The following is a 19,147-nucleotide window of genomic DNA, read 5'->3' on the forward strand; positions in this document are numbered from 1 at the left end:
TTAGGGACGCCTAACAATACTTGCAAGTTCAAGCTTTGGTCATTTGGGGCCTTTGGTCCGAATCGGCCCGTCCCGCACCCGTCCCGTCGCCCCCGACCGCACCCGTCCTCTCGCCCCCGACCGCGGCCGTCCTCTTGCCCCCGGCCGCGGCCCTCTCGGCGCCCCCGACCGCGGTCCTCCCGCGGCCCCCGACCGTGGCCCGCAGCGCCGCCCGCGCCACGGCATCCGTGTCGGCGAGCGTGACCGACCCCACCCCGGGGCGCGCCCCCGCCGCCGTCACCCAGTGCACGCCCTCCGTCGGCACCCCGATCGCGAACCGCCGCGGATGGTGCCGCCCGTCGGCCTCGACGAGGCGGTACGGACTCGGCGACACATCGAGCCCCCCGGTCTCGTAGCCGTCCACGATGTGCGGACGGCAACCGCCGTCGGCCAGCAGACCGGCGAGCAGCTCGTCACCGGTACGCCGCAGATCCGGCTCCGGCAGCCGGGCCTCGATGAGTGCCGTGGCCGTCACCTCCGAACCGGGAACGTCCGGAGAACTCGCCGTGAAGCCGGGTCCGTGACCGTCGGCGGCACCGGGCCGGACGGTCATCCGGGGGCCGACCACCTCCAGCACCCCCGCCTCGATGAGCGCCGTCATCTCCGCTATCCGGCTCCGTGGCGGCCCGATCGACAGAAAGGCGTTGAGCGGGGTGTACCAGCGGTCCAGGTGGTCGCGGCGGGACACCCCGGCCAACCCGCCGTGGTCGACGATCTGCCGCAGCTCGTTGCGCAGGTCCCGCAGCACGTCGAGGGCGGCCTTGAGCGGGCCGGAGACGTTGTTCTGCCGGGCGTGGTCGACGTCCTGGTGCAGATGGTCCAGCAACCACTCCCGGAACGCGGCGCGGTCGGCGAACGACCGTCCCGCGTGCGGCCGGGAGACGCGCTCCCAGTCCCAGCGTTCGGCCGGCGCGATGCCGAAGGCGTCGAGAGCCGCGGCCTCTTCGGGACTTCGGTGCGCGCTGCCCAGGAAGCGCTCCCGGAAGCGCCCGCGCGGCACGCGGCCCGACGGACCGCCCGACGGACCGTCCGAAGGAGGACCGCCCGCCGGCCCGCTGGATGCCCCCTCCGTATCCCGCCGCGCCAGCAGCGCCTCGTAATAGACCGTCTCGACCTCCTTGGCCACCAGGGGCCAGACCTCCGTCAGGAAGTCGGGCAGGTCGCCGGACTCGGCGCGCTTGCGGAAGCCGGCGATCACGTCCGGGGTCAGCAACAGCGGCAGATGGCGGCCGTGCGCGCCCTTCGCGTTGTCACCGCGCGCGTGGTACGGGATACCGCGCCGGGAACCCGCGTACAGCCGGGGTTCGAGCCCGGACGGCCGGTACCTCAGCGCCCCGTCCCCGTCGCGCAGGAACCGTCCGCCGCGGCCCGTGGTGAGCAGCGCCATGTGGTCGAAGAAGTTCAGGCCCAGGCCGCGCAGCAGCACCGCGCTGCCCGGGGCCAGCGCCGCCAGGTCCGCGGTGAGGTCGGCGGGGTTGGCGGGCGCCAGATGGCGCAGCCCGTGAGCGGTGGCGTAGGCGGCCAGGCGCTGCTGCTCGGGGTCCGGAACGGTCGGCAGATGGCCCTGGGCGAGGATCACCGCGCCCAACCCGCCCAGCTCCCGGCCGTCGTCGAGGGTGAGCGTCTGGGTGCCGTCGGGGGACTCGGCCAGCCGCACCGCGCGGGCGGTGTGCGGGACGACGGTCACCTCGTCGGGGGCGGTGCGCACCGTGTGGCGGAAGACCCACTCCAGATAGCGGCCGTACAGCGCACGCCCCGGATACTCGTCCGGGCCGACCTCGCACCCCTCCCAGGCGTACAGGCTCGGTCCGGTCCGTATCGGGCCGGCGCACTCGACGCTCTCGTCCGTGAACAGCGTGACCTGCGACGCCACCGTGTTCATCAGCAGTTCGGGCGGCTGGGCGGTGCGCCACACCTGGCCGGCGCCGGGCGGGGCGGGATCGATGACGTGGACGGTCAGCCGGACACCCGGGGCCAGTTCGGCGGCCGAGGCGCAGATCCGCTCCAGCACGCTCGTCCCGCGCGGCCCGGCGCCGACGATGGCGAGGGCGAGCGCGGGGTGGCGGTGGCGGTCGGCGATGTGGTCGGCGGCCAAGACGGGCTCTCCCTGGGGCGGCGGGCGGCCGGCGCGCGGGCGCGGCCGCCCGAGAGTGCGGGCGACGAGCAAAGGTGCGCCCCATCATCACCGCCCGACCCACCCGCACAGCACCCGGGTGGGCAAAGAAATACGCCACATCTTGCGGGTCGCACGGCCCGGGGCGGGCGACCCGGCACGTCGTCAAGAGCGGTGAATCGTCCGCCTCATCCGCTCTTCGCCCGGTCGGTGCCACGGGCAGAACGGACCGCACCTTCCGTATCCCCGGCAACGCGCGCACCGGCGACCTCATCGCGCCACACCGTCACCAAACGGGCACCTCCGCTCCGCTTCGCCCGGTGGGCCTGATCCAGGGCGATCCGCGCGGTACGACCCGTCAGCGTCAGCGTCATCAACTGGTTGCCGAACCACGGACCGCCGGTCCGCCGCCACGTCACCGGCGGCCGGCCGACCCGCCCGTGCCGCGCCAGCAGCTTCCCCAACAGGCGCCCGGACCGGCTCCAGCCGAACCGGAAGCCGGCTCGCAGCGCACCGGGAATGCCGTTGTGGACGGGGGAGCAGGTCAGTTGCAGCACCCGGCTGGTGGGTGGCCGCCCGGCGTCGCGCCAGTGCGGCTCCGCCACATACGCGTGGTGCACGTCGCCGGAGAGCACACAGACCGTCGCCGGGGCGTGCGGGCCGGAGCCGGCCTCGGCGATCAGCTCGGTGAGCGCGGCGAACGACTCGGGGAAGGCCGGCCAGTGTTCCAAGTCGGCGCGCTGGCGCAGGAGTTCGCCGGCACGGGCCCAGCGGGGGCCGCGTTCGCCGGCGCACAGCGCGGCGTTCCAGCCCTCCGCGGCGTGGATGAGGTGCGGCATCAGCCAGGGCAGCGAACTGCCCAGCAGCAGGTGGTCGTAGTCCCTGCGCCCGTCCAGTACCGCCTGCCGCAGCCATTCGCCCTCGGCCTTGTCGAGCATGGCGCGGCCGCCCTCCTCCAGGACGCGGGAGGCACGGGTGTCGATCATGACCAGGCGCACCCGGCCGAGGTCGCGGCGGTAGCTCCAGCGGGTGGCCGCCGGGTCGGCATCCGCCCGGACGGCGAAGTCCCGCACCAGGTCCGTGCCGTCGGCGGCCGCGCGCACCCGGGTGTACAGCTCGTCGACGGCCAGTTCGGCGGGGGAGAGGTTCCCCAGGTGCTGGTGGACCCAGTACGACATCAGGCCGCCCACTATCCGCTCGTGCCACCAGGACGTCGTCCGCATCCGGGCGAGCCAGGCCGCGGAGGTGTTCCAGTCGTCGATCACGTCGTGGTCGTCGAAGATCATGCAGCTGGGGACCGTGGACAGCAGCCAGCGGACCTCCGGGTCGAGCCAGGACTCGTGGTAGAGGTGGGTGTACTCCTCGTAGTCGGCGACCTGCTTCCACGGTGGTTCGGTGAGGTCGCGGCGGTCGGCCAGCGCCCGCGCGGTCGCCTCGGAGGTCTGGTCGGCGTAGACCTGGTCGCCCAACAGCAGCAGGACGTCCGGGCGTTGGCGGTCGGGCTCGGCGGCCAGCGCGGCGGCGAGGGTGTCCAGCGCGTCCGGGCCGATCGGGTCGTGGGCGGCCTTCGCGGGCGGCGCGGACCAGCGGCAGGAGCCGAAGGCGATGCTCAGCAGATCGTCCCCGGAGGCCGGCAGGGTACGGATGGTGCTCACCGGGAAGCGCCCGTCGGGCAGCGGCCAGACCCTCTCCCCGCTGCCGCCGGGAGGTGCTCCCGGCTCGTTCAGCAGGACCTGGTAGGGCGTCTCGCTGCCCGGGGTCAGGCCGGTCACCGGGACCAGCGCGTAGTGGTGCCCGGCCACCTGCCAGGTGCGCTCCGCGCCGCCCGCCCCGTCCGCGCAGCTGATCCGCACCTCGCAGGGACGATCGGTCTCCACCCACACCGTCGCGCTGTTCGCGTCGACGTACCGCAGCAGCGGCCCCAAGCGCAGTTCGGCCATCGGCGTCTCCCCTCGTCGTGGAGGAGAGGATAGGAGCACAACCGGGCGGGCGGGCGTTCGGAACCGCGGATGGGCCGGAACCGAGGGTGCCGGGTCGGAACGGCGGGTGGGCCGGAACCGAGGGTGGCGGGCCGGAACCGAGGCGGGCCGGCCGGATCGGTGGGCGGGGCGGGGCGGGGCGGGGTGGAACGGAGGCGCGCCCGTCGGGCGGGGGATCCCGTCCGACGGGCGCGCGGGACCAGGGCCGTCCTTCTGGTCAGGTCGGACGGCCCTGGTGGCGAGGGGCGGGCGTCAGCACCCGTCCAGGATCTTCTTCAGCGCGGCCTTCTCCGCGGAGTCCGCGGTCATGCCGTACACGTGCTTGACCCACACCCACATCCGGGCGTACTCGCAGTGGTACGACGCCTTCGGCGGCAGCCACTTGGCCGGGTCCTTGTCGCCCTTCTCCTGGTTGACGTTGTCGGTGACGGCGATCAGCTGGGAGTGCGTCAGGTCGTTGGCGAGCTCCTGACGTCGCGCGGTGGTCCACTGCGCGGCGCCCGACTTCCAGGCCTCCGACAGCGGTACCACGTGGTCGATGTCGAGGTCCGACGCCTTGGTCCAGGTCGCACCGTCGTAGGGCGAGACCCAGGTGCCGCTCACGGCCGCACAGCTGCCGTCCTGCTGGACGTTGCTGCCGTCGCGCTTGAGCACCACCTCACGGGTGTTGCAGTTGTCGCCCTGGTCGATCCAGTGCGGGAACTTGGCGCGGCTGTAGCCGTCCTGCGGGCCTTCGGGCTGCTCCTTGATCTCGGCGAGGTACGTCCGGGCGGTGGCCGCGCTCGGCGGGCCGGGCGGCGCCGCCTGCGCCGTCTGGCCGCTGAGCACCAGCGTGCAGGCCAGCGCAGCGGCCGCACCGGCGGCCATGGACACTCGACGCGCGTAGACCTTTGGCATGCGCTTCGATATGACCTCGGTCATCGAAACTCCCTTGAAGTGGGGGGAAGTTGACGTGCGGTGCGGGCCCATGGTGGTGAAGTGGGGTTGCCATGGGGTGGGCACCAGGTAACAGGGTGGCGACATGATCACGTCAGATCAAGGGGCGACGGGGTGCCACAAGTGCACAACGCCACTCCGATTACCTCCGCGCCGACGCCTGCGCCCCTGTTCAGCGCCCTAGAGTGAGCGCGTGCTGCTGCCGGTCAACGCCACCCTCGGGGTGGTTCTCGCCGTCCTGCTGGTCGCCGCCGTGGCCGTCGCCGCGCTGGCGCACCTCGGTCACGCCCGGGCCATCGCCGTCGCCGGGCTGCGCGCCGCGGCCCAACTCGCCGCCGTCTCCTACCTGATCGGCTGGGTGGTGCACGCCCTCCCCTGGCTGCTCTGCTTCCTGCTGCTGATGTTCTCGGTGGCGGTGCGGACCGCGGGGCGCCGGATCACCCAGAACCGCACCTGGTGGTGGGCCGCCGTGCCGATCGGAATCGGGGTCGGACCGGTCGTCGGTCTGCTGCTGGCGACCGGCCTGGTGCCGCCGCGCGGCCTCAGCCTCATCCCGGTCACCGGCATCCTGATCGGCGGCGCGCTGACCGCCACCGTGCTGGGCGGGCGACGGGCGCTGGACGAGTTGGAGACCCGGCGCGGGGAGTTCGAGGCCGGCCTCGCGCTCGGCCTGCTGGACCGCGACGCACGGATGGAGGTCGCCCGCCCGGCCGCCTCGGACGCGCTGCTGCCGGGGCTCGACCAGACCAGGACCGTGGGATTGGTCACACTCCCCGGGGCGTTCGTCGGCATGCTGCTGGGCGGCGCTTCCCCCGTCCAGGCGGGGGCCGTGCAGTTGTTCGTGCTGGTCGCCCTGCTGGCGGTGCAGGCGGCGGCGTGCGCGGTGGTGCTGGAGCTGGTCGCACGGGGCCGGCTGCACCGCGTACCCTAGTCCGCAGCAGAAGGGGAGTAGCTCTCTGCCGGACCGTCGACATACTGCCCACCCGTCGCCCTCGACGCGGTGAGCCGGCGCCCGGAGCGCGATACGGACACGTACCGCGCCAGCGAGACCTTCGGCCGCAGTGTTCGACGCTGCCGTGCCGAAGCGACCCCTCTTCCCGGGCTCTTTGGTGCGGCCCGACCGATCGAGGTATTCCACCCCGTGTTCAGTTCCACCGTCGCCGCCGTCGTCTTCGGCGTCGTCTTCCTCGCCGAACTGCCCGACAAGACCGCCCTCGCCGGCCTGATGCTCGGCACCCGCTACCGCGCCTCGTACGTCTTCGTCGGCGTCGCCGCGGCCTTCCTCGTCCACGTCGCGCTCGCCATCGCCGCGGGCAGCGTGCTGACGCTGCTGCCGCACCGGGTGGTGCAGGGCGTGGTCGGGGTGCTCTTCCTGGTGGGCGCCGCCGTGCTGCTGTTCAAGAAGGACGACGACGAGGAAGAAGTGAAGAAGCCCGCCGACCAGAGCTTCTGGAAGGTCGCCGGGGCCGGTTTCACGATGATCCTGGTCGCCGAGTTCGGCGATCTGACCCAGATCATGACCGCCAACCTCGCGGCCCGTTACGGCGACCCGATCTCGGTGGGCGTCGGTGCCGTACTGGCCCTGTGGGCCGTCGCCGGCCTGGGCATCCTCGGCGGACGCACGCTCATGAAGCATGTGCCGCTCAAGCTGATCACCAAGGTCGCGGCCGGTGTGATGGCCCTGCTGGCGGCCTTCAGCCTGTACGAGGCGCTGACGGGCTGAGCGGGCGGCGCCCCTGCCGGGACCGAGGGGCGCACGGGTCGGGTGTCAGGTGCGGGGGGATCAGGCGATCTCGGACGGTGCGGCATCGATGTGCACGGCGATCACGCCGTCCGCCAGCGCCTCGACGCGGACCTGGGTGAGGTCGCGCACCTGCGCCGTCGGGGCGAACGCCGCCGCGCGCTCGCCGACGCCGATCACCCGCATCCCGGCCGCCCGGCCCGCCTCTATGCCCACTTCGGAGTCCTCGAAGACCAGGCAGTCCTCGGGGGCGAAGCCCAGTTCGGCGGCGCCCTTGAGGAAGCCCTCCGGGTCGGGCTTGCTGGCGCTCACGCACTCCGCGGTGATGCGCACGGGGGGCATGGGCAGCCCGGCGGCACCCATGCGGGCGTCGGAGAGCGGGCCGTCGGCCGAGGTCACCAGGGCGTGCGGGAGTCCGGCGAGGGCGGCCATGAACGCGGGCGCGCCCGGGACCGGCACCACGCCGTCCGTGTCGGAGGTCTCCTGCTCCAGCATCCGGCGGTTGTCCGCCATGTTGAGCTCCACCGGGCGGTCCGGCAGCAGCGCGGCCATCGTGGCCCAGCCCTGCCGGCCGTGCACGACCTTGAGGACCTCGTCCCCATTCAGCCCCTGCTCGGCCGCCCAGCGGCGCCAGCAGCGCTCGACGACGGCTTCGGAGTTGACGATCGTGCTGTCCATGTCCAGCAGCAGGGCGCGGGCGGTGAGCGTGGTGGTGGCCGTCATCGGCGGGGCTCCTGGGCGCTTCACGGACGGTACGGGCCGTCCGGGCGGAGAAGGACAAGCGGTTCCGCCCGCCGGTCAGGGAGTGCGGGCGGAACCACTTTGTTCCTACACGATACAAAACTCTTCCGGGTGCCGACAACCGGGGTCCGGTCGGCACCCCGTCCTCCGCCGCCGATGGGGCCTGCCGCCTGCGGATCGTCACGGCTCCTGGGTGCGCGCCTCCAGGGAGCTCCGGGTCGATGTGCCGTAGACCCCGCCGGCATCGCCGGTCACCCCGTACGCCTGCTGATAGCGCGCCACGGCGTCCCGTACGGCCGCGTCGTACTGGCCGTTCGGCGCACCCGGGTAGAGGGCCAGCTGCCGCAGCCGCTCCTGCAACTCGGTCACCTCCGGGCCGCTCGATCCCTCGCGCAGCACGATCGGCCCGGTGGGTGCGGAGCTGGGGCGCTGGTCATCAGGGGAGTCCGTCACGCGGCCGGATGCCTGGGTGGGTGCGGGCGGGTGCGGTGCCGCGCTCCGGAAGAGCGTCGCGGTGCTCTCGGGAGTGCCGAGGGCGGTCGCACCGCCGGAAGGGCTACGGGCCGGGGTGGGGGAGGAGGGGCTGCCGCTCGGTGTGGGGGAGGCGTCGCCGCCGGTCGGAAAGGCGGCGGTGGGGGAGACCGTGCCGGTGTCGGGCGGTGCCGCCCGGTCCTGCTCGCCGCCGGTCAGGGCGTCGGTGCCGATCAGGACGGCGGTGGCGGCCACTGCGGCGCCGGCGGTCGCCAGGAGGGCCGGTAGCGCGCGGGGGCGACGGGCCGGTGCAGGTGCGGTGTGGCCGGCGGCGGAGGAGCGGACCGTCGGCTCCTCGGTGGCGGTGCTGGACGCCGGCTCCTCGGGGACCGCGCTGAAGGTCCTCGACGTCGGCCCCGCGCGGCGGCGCGCCCGGGCCGTCACAGGCGGCGGGGCCTCGGCGGCGGACGGCGGGTCCTCGGTCCGAAGTGCCCTGTCGTCCGCCCGGTGCACCGCCGCATCCACCCCGGGTATCTCGTCCAGCCGGTCGCCGCGGGCAGGGTGCCCGGAGCCGGCCCGGTTCGGCTCCCCACGGCCCTGGTTCCGCTCCCCGTCGCCCTCGTCCTCGTCGGGCAGTGACACGTACGGCCGTATGTGCAGCGGATCGAAGTCCTCCGCATCGGCCGCCGCGCACAGACAACTCGGCCGGCCGTTGCTGCGGACCGGGGCGAAGCAGTGCGGGCATGTCCGTAACGCCGTCACGAGTGGTCCCCTCCCTGGAGGCCTCGAACCGGCAGCGATTATCCAGACGCCCGGCCCGTCCGCGCAGGCGCTCGCGGACATCCGCCCGGCATACCCCAGGTGTCCGCCGTGCGACCGCCGATGCCGATCACCGCTCGGCGGGCCATATCCGGCCGAACCGCCCACGATGGAAGGAAGCCCGCGGGACGGGAGACGCCCGGCCACCCCATCCGGAATTCGGAATCCAGAAGCCGGAATCCGGAGACCGGGCCAGTCGCTACGCCGGGAAGGCCGCGGACAAGAAGGCCGTACACCGGAAACGGAAACGGAGACGGAGACGGAGGAGGAGACGCACATGGCGCAGGACACCAGCGCTCCTGCCACCCCCGGCGAGGACCGGTCCCAGCGGACGGTCCTCGTCGCGATCGGCGCGCTGTTGCTCGGCATGCTGATAGCGGCGCTCGACCAGACCATCGTCGCCACCGCGCTGCCCACGATCGTCAGCGACCTCGGCGGCCTGGACCACCTCTCCTGGGTGGTCACCGCCTACCTTCTGGCCTCGACGGCCGCGACGCCCCTGTGGGGCAAGCTCGGTGACCAATACGGCCGCAAGAAGCTCTTCCAGACCGCCATCGTGATCTTCCTGATCGGCTCGGTGCTCTGCGGCATCGCCCGGAACATGGGCGAACTGATCGGCTTCCGCGCCCTCCAGGGACTGGGCGGCGGCGGCCTGATCGTGCTCTCGATGGCGATCGTCGGCGACATCGTGCCGCCGCGCGAACGCGGCAAGTACCAGGGCCTGTTCGGCGCCGTCTTCGGCGGTACGAGCGTCCTCGGGCCGCTGCTGGGCGGGCTGTTCGTGGACCACCTCAGCTGGCGCTGGGTGTTCTACATCAACCTCCCGATCGGCGTCGTCGCGCTCGCCGTCATCGCCGCCGTGCTGCACATCCCGCGCCACCGCACCCCGCACCGGATCGACTACCTGGGCACCGGCGTGATCGCCGCGGTCGCCGCCTGCTTCGTCCTGATGACCTCGCTCGGCGGGGTCACCTACCCCTGGGGCTCCTGGCAGATCGTCGGCTTCGGCGCGCTCGGCGTCATGCTGCTCGGGGCGTTCGTGCTCATCGAGCGACGGGCCGCGGAACCCGTCATCCCGCTGCGCCTGTTCCGGCTGCGGACCTTCATGCTCACCGCCGTCATCGGCTTCGTCATCGGCTTCGCGATGTTCGGCTCGATGACGTACCTGCCGACGTTCCTCCAGGTCGTCCAGGGCGTATCGCCGACCATGTCCGGTGTGCACATGCTGCCGATGGTGCTCGGCATGCTGCTGGCCTCCACCGGCTCCGGGCAGATCGTCAGCCGCACCGGCCACTACAAGGTCTTCCCGATCGCCGGGACCGCCGTGGTGGCGATCGGCCTGCTGCTCCTGCACCAGCTCGAACCGGCCAGCAGCGTCGGTGAGATGAGCGCCTACTTCTTCGTCTTCGGCTTCGGGCTCGGCCTGGTCATGCAGGTGCTGGTGCTCATCGTGCAGAACGCGGTCGCCTACCAGGACCTGGGGGTCGCGACCTCCGGGGCCACGTTCTTCCGCTCCATCGGCGCCTCGTTCGGCGTCTCCATCTTCGGCACGCTCTTCGCCAACAGGCTCGGCCCGCGGATCGCGGACGCGCTGGCCGGACAGCAACTGCCGCCCGGCGTCGACCCGTCGAAGATCGCCGAGGACCCCAGGACCGTCGCCCAGCTGCCGGCCGGCCAGGCGGCCGGTGTGCTCAACGCCTACTCCACCTCCATCACCGACGTCTTCCTCTACGCGGTCCCGATCGTCCTGGTGGCGTTCGTCCTGGCCTGGTTCCTCCGGGAGGAGCCGCTGCGCAGCAGCGTGACCGCGCCCGACACCAGCGAGGTGCTCTCCTCCAACCCCGTCGAGCGGTCCTCGCGCGACGAATGCGCCCGTGCCCTGTCCAAACTCGGCAGCATGGAAGGCCGCAAGCACATCTACGAGAAGATCACCGCCCGGGCCGGACTGGACCTCAAACCCGCGGCCAGCTGGGTGATCCTGCGCATCCACCGCTACGGCTCGGTGGAACCGGGGCTGCTCGCCGAACGCACCACCGTCCCGCTCGGCGTGGTCGCCGAGGGCGTCCGCCAGATCGAGGAACGCGGACTGGGCGCCCGTGAGGGGCTGTTGCTCCTGCTCACCGACCGTGGCCGGGAGGCCGCGGACCGGCTCTCGGCCGCCCGCCAGGAGTCGCTGGCCGAGATGCTGGGCGACTGGTGGACCACGGACCGCCCCACCGACCTCACCGATCTGGTCCGGGAACTGTCGGCGGAGCTGTGCGGCTCCGACGCCGAGGAACCCCAGGACGGCGATGCCCGGCAGCCGGTCTCGCGCACCCCGCCGCGGACGCCGCGGCCACCGGGCGAGGTGGGCGCGCCCGGCCCGTGACGGGCCCACCGGCCCGCCGACTCACCGGCCCGCCGACTCACCGGCCCGCCGACTCACCGGCCCACCGGCCCACCGGCCCACCGGTGTCCCTGACCCACCGGTGTCACTGACCCAGTGACCCGCCGTCCCGCCGGCCCCTCGTCCTACTCCTACTCCCGCGCCGGGACCGGCACCTCCCCGGTCAGCCGCTTCTCGAAGAAGATCTCCGCGTAGGGGTCGTCGTGGTACGGCGCGATCTCGACGAAGCCGTGCCGCCGGTAGAGGGCGACGGCCTCCACCAGGTCCAACCGGGTGTCCAGTCGCAGACGCTCGGCGCCCAGCCGGGCGGCGGCCGTCTCGGCGGCGGTGAGCAGGCCGTTCGCAGCGCCCAGGCCGCGCATGGAGGCCCGGACGAACATCTGCTTGAGCTCCGCGGTCCGGGCGTCCAGCAGCCGTACCCCGGCGCACCCGGCCACCGTGTCATCGCGGCGGGCCAGCAGCAGTACGCCGTGCGGCGGCGTCAGATCGGCGCTGGGGTACTCCGCCACCCCCTCGTCGATCTCCTCGGATGTCGAGCGGCGCCCCTCGTACAGGGTGAGCCAGCGGTCCGCGACCTCGGTGTAGTACTCCCGCAACAGCGCCCTGGCCTCCGATGACGCGACCGGCTCGGCGGTGATGGACCAGAGGAGGGGGAGGGCGGCGGCGTCGCTCATGGCGCCATTGTCGGGGCCGCAACGGCCCGGTACGCAACGGATTTAAGCGACGCCACCGGTGTCGGTCAGGCCTTCCGCGGGCCCGCCTGCTGCACCACCTCGAAGGACCACAGCGTGGAACCGGACGCGGCCGGCTTGGGCCGCTCACCGCCCTCGGCGCCACCACCCTGGTGCGCTGCCTTCATCGGGCCCTCCATCCAGGCCTGGAAGGACTCCTCGTCCCGCCAGCGGGTGTAGACGAGGTACTGGTCGGTGCCCTCCACCGGACGCAGCAGCTCGAACCACTCGAAGCCGTCCGAGGAGTCCACCGTGCCGGCGCGGGACGCGAAGCGCTTCTCCAGGGTTTCCCGCTGCTCGGCGGGGACGGTCAACACGTTGATCTTGACTACGCTCATGCGCCCATCTTGCCGCATGCGGTGTCAGGGGTCCTCCCGATCGGCCGGTGGGCAGTGAGAGGCGGCGGTCCGATGTTCGTCGGCCCAGGAGCTGCATGTTCGGCTTCTGGTAGGGCGGGCCCTTCGCTGTCCCGCCAGCTGTCAAACGGTCTCTACGCTGCGTTCACCAGGCGAGATGTTGGGTCGTCGGGGGCCAGGTGAAAGAGTGTCCCGTCGAAACGATGGCGATCAGTTGATGGGCTGGGGGCTGGCAGGGTGGGGCAGGCATGAGGGCGTCGTACGACCAGAGCGACGGCCGGGGGCCGGAGGCCGGCTTTGCGGCGGATGACACGGTCCGACTGCGTTCACCTGCTGCCGACATGCGCGCGACCGAGCCTCGCCATGAGCGTGAGTCGAGCAGCTCGGCCACGCCTGGTGCTGGCGAGCCGAGCTCGGACCGGCAGCGAGCAGGGGGCTCTTCGGGCCTGGTGAAGTCCAGCGCCGTGATGGCGGCGGGCACGTTCGTCTCCCGTATCACGGGTTTTCTCCGCACTCTGGTCATGGCTGCGGCGATCGGTGTCGGCACGCTCAACGACTCCTACCAGGTCGCCAACGTCCTGCCCACGATGATCTACGTCCTGGTCGGCGGCGGTGCGCTGAACGCCGTCTTCGTGCCGCAACTCGTGCGGGCCATGAAGGAGGACGACGACGGTGGCGAGGCGTACGCCAACCGCCTGCTCACACTGGTCGTGGTCGCCCTGGCGGGCGTCACGGCACTGTGCGTGCTGGCGGCCCCGCTCCTGGTGCGCATGATGTCGCCGGACATCGCCTCCGATCCGCAGCGTATGGCCGTCACCGTGGCTTTCGCCCGGTACTGCCTGCCCACCATGTTCTTCATGGGCGCCCATGTGGTGCTGGGGCAGATTCTCAACGCCCGGGGTCGCTTCGGCGCGATGATGTGGACACCGGTTCTCAACAACCTCGTGATCATCGCGTCCTTCGGCGCTTTCATCTGGGCCTTCGGCGCCTTCACCGACTCCGGTGTCAGCCCCTCGACCGTCACCCCTGAAGGGGTACGGCTCCTTGGGCTCGGCACCCTGCTCGGCCTGGCCGTCCAGGCGCTTGCCATGCTCCCGTACCTGCGCGATGCCGGCTTCCGACTGCGATTGCGCTTCGACTTCAGAGGGCACGGCCTCGGCAAGGCCCTGGGGCTGGCCAAGTGGACGCTGCTGTTCGTTCTCGCCAACCATCTCGGCTTGATCGTCGTCACGCAGCTCGCCACCAAGGCGGGTTCCCTCGCCGAACGGGCCGGGCACACCGGCTCCGGCATCACCGCCTACAACTACGCCCTGCTGCTGTGGCAGATGCCGCAAGCCATCATCACCGTGTCGGTGATGACCGCCGTACTGCCGCGGATCTCGCGCTCGGCTCAGGACGGGGACCCAGCAGCGGTCCGCGACGACATCTCCTACGGCCTGCGAACCTCAGCCGTCGCCATCGTGCCCTGCGCCTTCGCCTTCCTGGCGCTGGGCCTACCGATGGCCACACTGCTCTACGCCGGCTCCGGGGCCGAGGGCGCCCGCGGCATCGGCTACGTCCTGATGGCCTTCGGCCTGGGACTCATTCCCTACTCGGTGCAATACGTCGTACTGCGCGGCTTCTACGCCTACGAGGACACCCGCACGCCCTTCTTCAACACCGTCATCGTCGCCGTGGTCAACGCCGCCGCCTCCGGACTGTGCTTCGCCGTTCTCAGCCCCCGCTGGGCCGTCGCCGGTATGGCGGCCTCTTACGGCCTGGCCTACGCGGTCGGTGTGGGAGTTGCCTGGCGCCGACTGCGCAGGCGCCTGGGCGGCGACCTGGACGGCTCTCGCGTCCTGCGTACCTACGCTCGTCTGGTCGCGGCCGCGACTCCCGCTGCACTGGCTGGCGGAGGCGTGGCCTACGCGGTCACCACGGCCCTCGGCAGTGGCGCCCTGGGCTCGCTCGCGGCACTGCTCGCCGGCGGGAGCGTCCTGCTCGGTGTGTTCATGGGCGTGGCTCACCTCATGCGACTGCCCGAAGTCAGCGCCATGGTCGGGATGGTCCGAGGACGCCTCGGCCGCTGAGTTTCCGTGTGCTGAAGGGGCAGACGGTGGTTCGGTGGCCGGTCAGCGGCAGCGGGCGGCCCACCGGGCGCGGCCGGAGGTCTCCGGCCGGGCGGCCCGGTGTGCCGCCCGGTGGGCGTCATCCGTGCACGGGGTGCGGTGGGTGCGTCAGGCCGCGGAGCCGGCAGTGGTCGGGCGGTGGGCCGCACGGACGGCCTCCGCCTCCTGCTCGGTCTCGACGGCCGGCGGGGAGCCGGGGAGCGGCTTGCGGGCGCTCTCGGACATCAGCAGGACGGCGATGCCGCCGATCACGGCCGCCGCCATCATGTAGTAGGCGGGCATCATCTTGTTGCCGGTCGCGCCGATCAGAGCGGTGACCACCAGCGGCGTCGTACCGCCGAAGAGCGACACGGAGATATTGAAGCCGATCGACAGGGAGCCGTAGCGCACCTTGGTCGGGAACAGGGCGGGTAGCGCGGCCGGCATCGTCGAGGTGAAGGCGACCAGCAGCAGGCCGAGCGCGGCCATGCCCAGCGCGATGGCGAGCAGCGATCCCTGCCGGATCAGCAGCAGGGCCGGAACGGACAGCACCAGGAAGCCGATGCAGCCCGCGGCGATGACCGGGCGGCGGCCGAAGCGGTCGCTGAGCCGGCCGGCGAACGGCTGGACGCACATCATCAGCACCATCACCGCGAGCACGACCAGCAGCCCGTGGGTCTCGTCGTACTTCAGCTCCGAGGTCAGGTAGCTCGGCATGTACGACAGCAGCATGTAGTCCGTGACGTTGAAGACCAGGACCAGTCCGATGCACAGCAGCATCGCCCGCCACTGGCCGAAGACCATCTCGCGGATCCCGATCCGCTTCTCGGCCGCACGCCGGTCCTTCTCCTTGGCGTGCGCCTCCTTCTCCAACTGTGCGAAGGCCGGGGTCTCTTCGAGCCGCATCCGCAGGTAGAGGCCGATGATGCCCATCGGTCCGGCGACCAGGAACGGGATCCGCCAGCCCCAGGAGTTGAGGTCCTCGGTGGACAGCAGCGCGGTCATCAGCGTGACCAGGCCGGCGCCGCCGACGTAACCGGCGAGCGTGCCGAACTCCAGCCAGCTGCCGAGGAACCCGCGCTTCTTGTCGGGTGCGTACTCGGCGATGAACGTGGATGCGCCGCCGTATTCACCGCCGGTGGAGAAGCCCTGTACCAGGCGGGCGGCGAGCAGCAGGATCGGCGCGCCGACGCCGATGGAGGCGTACGACGGGATCAGGCCGATGGCGAAGGTGCCGATCGCCATCATGATCATGGTGATGGCGAGGACCTTCTGCCGGCCGATCCGGTCACCGAGCGGCCCGAAGACCATGCCGCCGAGGGGGCGCACCAGGAACGCCGCCGCAAAGGCGCCGAACGTCGACAACAGCTGCGCGGTCGGGTTGCCGGACGGGAAGAAGACGTGTCCCAGAGTGACCGCGATGTAGCTGTAGACGCCGAAGTCGAACCACTCCATCGCATTGCCCAGCGCGGCCGCCGACACCGCACGCTTGACCATCGCGGGATCGACGACGGTCACCTCGCCCGAGGTCTGCTCCGCGAGATCCGCCCTTCTCTCCTGCTGCGGATCGGATACGGCGTCGGTACGACTGCCGACGGGGTTACCGGACCTGGGTGCGACGGGGGACTGCGTCGGCACGTGTTCGCTCGCCTGCGCTCTCTTGGACGACTACATGACACCGCCCGCCGCGGAACGGCGGGACGAGGCCCGCCATGGGATGACGGGGCGGAGCCCGCCATGGAAGGACGGGACAAAGGTCGACCATAGGGGCAGAGCGGATCATCACGGACAGTGTCCGGATGGCCGCGCAGCCGGTCGCATACCCGCTCCTGTCAGGGGAAACTCCCCTTTCTCAAGCAATTCGCGGGACTTTCGTCTGTGATCCATCTCGCGGAGATCGGCTGCAACCATCGCCGCTTTGTGGCGTGCGCCACAACGACAGAGGGGCCCGGTCGGGGGCAGGAGCGCGGCGGGGACAGGTGAAGGGCGTAAGCGCGAGGAGGGTGCGGCGAGAGCACCTGGAAGGTGTGGCGAGAGTGCCACGAGGGTGCGGCGGGAGCGCCTGGAAGGTGCGGCGAGAGTGCCACGAGGGCGAGGGCGAGGTAAGGGTGCCACGAGGGCGCGATGGCGGCGTGACGGCGGCGCGACAGCCTGCTCCGCCGCCGCGCCGACATGGATCGTCGCGTTCTCTCAAGGATCGGTCATCACACCGCGCCCCGCCACTCGGGCCGCGCGACCGGGCGCCCTACGGCAGCCACGCCTCGTACGACATCACCTCGCCCGCCGTGATTTTGAAGTCGGGCTGGTCCTTGGTGAAGGTGATCTCCAGGCCCAGGAGTTGGCCGCTGCGCGGATCGAGGATCACCATCTGGCGGGTGGCATCGGAGGCGCCGTCGGGGCCGTCAGGGTCGTCGTAGACGTACGCCTGGCCGCGCCGGCCCAGTCGGTCGATGACCGTGCCCGCCGGGCGCAGCCCGTCCGCATCGGCCAGCATCCGTACGATCGCCGCGGTCTCCCGTGGCCCCGGGGTCCACTCCTGCCGGAACGAGGAGAGCGCCAGCAGGAGTTGGGGCGTGGTACTGGTGCCGTCCGCTCCGCCGTACAGCTGCGCCAGGTGTGCGCGCAACGCCTCGGGATCCGTCGGCGGCTTCGTGCGGGCGGTGAGTCCGCCGTGCTGCGCTGCCGAGCCCGCCGGGTAGCTCTTGCGGTGCAGGACCTTGCCGTCGCTGACGGTCCGCCAGCGTCCGTGGTCGTCATGGATGACCGGGCGACCCGGGTGCCGTGGATCGGTGGCCACGACCAGTTCGGAGCCGCTGCCGTCGGCGTTCCAGCGGGTGATGCGCTCCTCGGGCACGGTTACGGGTGGCGCGGCGTCCGGGCCGCTCTCCATGCTCATGTACCAGCTCTGGAGGTGGCTGCCCCGGTGCGGCCCGTCCGCGGCCCCGGCGGTCCGGGCCCTGGCCTCGGCGCTACGGGCGAGCGCGTCGAGCGACAGCGGCGGGGCGGCGTCGTGCACGACGAGCGCCACCGGCGCGGCGACGGCCGGGCTGCTGCCGGCGTCGGAGAAGGTGAAGGCGAGCACGGCGAAGAGGGCGAGCACCGCGGCCTCGGCGCGCAGCATCAGGCGCCGCCCGGCCCGCCGGGTGCGCCTGCTGTGCAGCAGACGGTTGAGGCCGCGCTCGGCCCGGGCGTCCAGCGGGCGGTCCCGCCAGGGGCCTTCGCCGGCCGGTGCCGGATCGGCCGCGCGCAGCAGATCCAGTTCGTCAGACATTGCCGTCTCCTCCTGCTCGTACGGACACCGTCATCCGCGTACGGTCGATCTCCGCGCGAAGGCGCCGGCGCGCCCGGTGCAGCCGCATGGCTGCCGCGCTCTGGCCGCACCCGAGGGCCACCGCCAGTTCCTCGACGGTCAGTTCCTCCCAGGTCGTCAGCCGCAGCACCTCCTGGTCGGCGGGGGAGAGGCGGGCCAGCACCTCGTGCACCCAGGAGCCGGGCCGCTCCGCATCCGGGCTCTCCACGGTCTGCCGCTGGTGAGCCGCCTCGTGGTTGCCGAGCCGGTGCAGCAGCCTCCGGTAGCGGCCCAGTCCGCGCACCGTGTTGGCCAGACAGTTGCGGGCCACCCCGTACAGCCAGGGCAGTGGGGTGTCCGGTAGCTCGCTGCGGCGTCTCCACGCTATGGAGAAGACCTCTGCCACCACTTCCTCGACCTCGTGCACCTGCCCGTCCAGACGCCGCGCCACGAAGCGGCTGACCGCCCAGTAGTGCGCGCGATAGGCCTCGGCGAAGGCATCGTCGGCGAAGGCGTCGTCCGTGCTCATGAACCGTAGGTGTCCGGCATGCCCCCGATCTTCACACCCTCATCGAGTGACGCTTCACACCCGGTCGTAACGGGCTCGTGCGTCCGTTGGCGGTGAGGTTCGCGGCGGTCCCGGACACCTACGGGGCATGAAGTCCCCCAAGCCCCCACAGCCCACCGAGCCCACCGAGCTCACCAAGCCCACCGAGTCACGGCGGCCCGGTGGGCTTCCCGCGTCGCAGCGGCTCGGCAGGCTCTCGGTGAAGTGGCTGACCACCACCGACCACAAGACCATCGGCACGCTCTACCTGGTCACCGCCTTCGCCTTCTTCTGCCTCGGTGGGCTGATGGCGCTGCTGATGCGGGCCGAACTGGCCCGCCCCGGCCACCAGATCCTGTCGAACGAGCAGTTCAACCAGGCGTTCACGATGCACGGCACGGTCATGCTGCTGATGTTTGCGACGCCGTTGTTCGCCGGTTTCGCGAACTGGATCATGCCGCTCCAGATCGGCGCGCCCGACGTGGCGTTCCCGCGGCTGAACATGCTTGCCTACTGGCTGTACCTCTTCGGCTCGCTGATCGCGGTCGGCGGATTCCTGACGCCGCAAGGAGCGGCCGATTTCGGCTGGTTCGCTTATGCGCCGCTCTCCGACTCCGTGCATTCGCCGGGTGTCGGCGCGGACATGTGGATCATGGGTCTGGCCTTCTCCGGTTTCGGCACGATCCTCGGTTCGGTCAACTTCATCACCACGATCATCTGCATGCGTGCGCCTGGCATGACGATGTTCCGGATGCCGATCTTCGTCTGGAACGTGCTGCTGACCGGTGTGCTGGTCCTGCTGGCCTTCCCGGTGCTTGCCGCCGCGCTGTTCGCGCTGGAGGCGGACCGTAAATTCGGTGCCCATGTATTCGATGCGGCCAATGGCGGTGCCCTGCTCTGGCAGCACCTTTT

15 protein-coding genes are annotated in these 19,147 nt (G+C 71.7%); 5 read left to right on the plus strand and 10 right to left on the minus strand.

Annotated features, from left to right (window positions below; translation table 11 throughout):
* Window positions 1-28: 28 nt before the first annotated feature.
* The 3 genes from AB0C96_RS21570 to AB0C96_RS21580 form a co-directional block, all read right to left on the minus strand.
* Complete coding sequence (locus AB0C96_RS21570; RefSeq protein WP_362919286.1) at window positions 29-2,134, minus strand: FAD/NAD(P)-binding protein; 2,106 nt, start codon at window positions 2,132-2,134, stop codon at window positions 29-31.
* A 206-nt stretch (window positions 2,135-2,340) separates the two neighbouring features.
* Entirely contained in the window at window positions 2,341-4,092 is a 1,752-nt protein-coding gene (locus tag AB0C96_RS21575) for an alkaline phosphatase D family protein (protein WP_362919287.1), read from the minus strand.
* Between the two features lie 291 nt (window positions 4,093-4,383).
* Complete coding sequence (locus tag AB0C96_RS21580) at window positions 4,384-5,028, minus strand: HNH endonuclease family protein (RefSeq protein ID WP_362919307.1); 645 nt, start codon at window positions 5,026-5,028, stop codon at window positions 4,384-4,386.
* A gap of 232 nt (window positions 5,029-5,260) precedes the next feature.
* Here AB0C96_RS21580 and AB0C96_RS21585 point away from each other — a divergent pair, with 232 nt between their 5' ends.
* A complete protein-coding gene (locus AB0C96_RS21585; protein ID WP_362919288.1) occupies window positions 5,261-5,998 on the plus strand; it encodes an ABC transporter permease in 738 nt (245 codons plus the stop codon).
* A gap of 210 nt (window positions 5,999-6,208) precedes the next feature.
* Window positions 6,209-6,790: a TMEM165/GDT1 family protein gene (locus AB0C96_RS21590; protein ID WP_362919289.1), complete on the plus strand. Its 582-nt coding sequence runs from the start codon at window positions 6,209-6,211 to the stop codon at window positions 6,788-6,790.
* A gap of 60 nt (window positions 6,791-6,850) precedes the next feature.
* Here the strand turns inward: AB0C96_RS21590 and AB0C96_RS21595 are convergent, their stop codons facing one another.
* Both AB0C96_RS21595 and AB0C96_RS21600 read right to left on the minus strand, forming a co-directional pair.
* On the minus strand, window positions 6,851-7,531 hold the full coding sequence (locus tag AB0C96_RS21595; protein ID WP_362919290.1) for an HAD-IA family hydrolase: 681 nt from the start codon (window positions 7,529-7,531) through the stop codon (window positions 6,851-6,853).
* 198 nt (window positions 7,532-7,729) lie between these two features.
* Entirely contained in the window at window positions 7,730-8,782 is a 1,053-nt protein-coding gene (locus AB0C96_RS21600; RefSeq protein WP_362919292.1) for a peptidoglycan-binding domain-containing protein, read from the minus strand.
* Window positions 8,783-9,116: 334 nt separating this feature from the next.
* On the opposite strand from AB0C96_RS21600, the gene AB0C96_RS21605 reads away from it, so the two are divergent.
* Complete coding sequence (locus AB0C96_RS21605; protein ID WP_362919293.1) at window positions 9,117-11,207, plus strand: MFS transporter; 2,091 nt, start codon at window positions 9,117-9,119, stop codon at window positions 11,205-11,207.
* A gap of 149 nt (window positions 11,208-11,356) precedes the next feature.
* Here the strand turns inward: AB0C96_RS21605 and AB0C96_RS21610 are convergent, their stop codons facing one another.
* Complete coding sequence (locus AB0C96_RS21610; protein ID WP_362919294.1) at window positions 11,357-11,899, minus strand: GNAT family N-acetyltransferase; 543 nt, start codon at window positions 11,897-11,899, stop codon at window positions 11,357-11,359.
* Window positions 11,900-11,964: 65 nt separating this feature from the next.
* Window positions 11,965-12,294 (minus strand): antibiotic biosynthesis monooxygenase, encoded by a 330-nt coding sequence (locus tag AB0C96_RS21615; RefSeq protein WP_362919295.1) that lies wholly within the window; start codon window positions 12,292-12,294, stop codon window positions 11,965-11,967.
* Between the two features lie 266 nt (window positions 12,295-12,560).
* Between AB0C96_RS21615 and murJ the strand changes: the two genes are divergently transcribed.
* Complete coding sequence (gene murJ, locus AB0C96_RS21620) at window positions 12,561-14,381, plus strand: murein biosynthesis integral membrane protein MurJ (RefSeq protein WP_362919296.1); 1,821 nt, start codon at window positions 12,561-12,563, stop codon at window positions 14,379-14,381.
* Between the two features lie 147 nt (window positions 14,382-14,528).
* Here the strand turns inward: murJ and proP are convergent, their stop codons facing one another.
* The 3 genes from proP to AB0C96_RS21635 form a co-directional block, all read right to left on the minus strand.
* Window positions 14,529-16,037 carry a glycine betaine/L-proline transporter ProP gene (gene proP, locus AB0C96_RS21625; protein ID WP_362919297.1) on the minus strand — a complete coding sequence of 503 codons (1,509 nt, stop codon included), beginning with the start codon at window positions 16,035-16,037 and terminating at the stop codon, window positions 14,529-14,531.
* A 607-nt stretch (window positions 16,038-16,644) separates the two neighbouring features.
* Window positions 16,645-17,670 carry a CU044_5270 family protein gene (locus AB0C96_RS21630; protein WP_362919298.1) on the minus strand — a complete coding sequence of 342 codons (1,026 nt, stop codon included), beginning with the start codon at window positions 17,668-17,670 and terminating at the stop codon, window positions 16,645-16,647.
* On the minus strand, window positions 17,663-18,217 hold the full coding sequence (locus AB0C96_RS21635) for a sigma-70 family RNA polymerase sigma factor (RefSeq protein WP_362919299.1): 555 nt from the start codon (window positions 18,215-18,217) through the stop codon (window positions 17,663-17,665). The genes AB0C96_RS21630 and AB0C96_RS21635 overlap by 8 nt, the downstream gene beginning before the upstream one ends.
* A gap of 238 nt (window positions 18,218-18,455) precedes the next feature.
* Here AB0C96_RS21635 and AB0C96_RS21640 point away from each other — a divergent pair.
* A partial coding sequence (locus AB0C96_RS21640; protein WP_362919300.1) for a cbb3-type cytochrome c oxidase subunit I occupies window positions 18,456-19,147 on the plus strand: 692 nt, incomplete at its 3' end.

This window comes from Streptomyces sp. NPDC048506, assembly GCF_040651315.1.
In the GTDB taxonomy this organism is placed as follows: domain Bacteria; phylum Actinomycetota; class Actinomycetes; order Streptomycetales; family Streptomycetaceae; genus Streptomyces.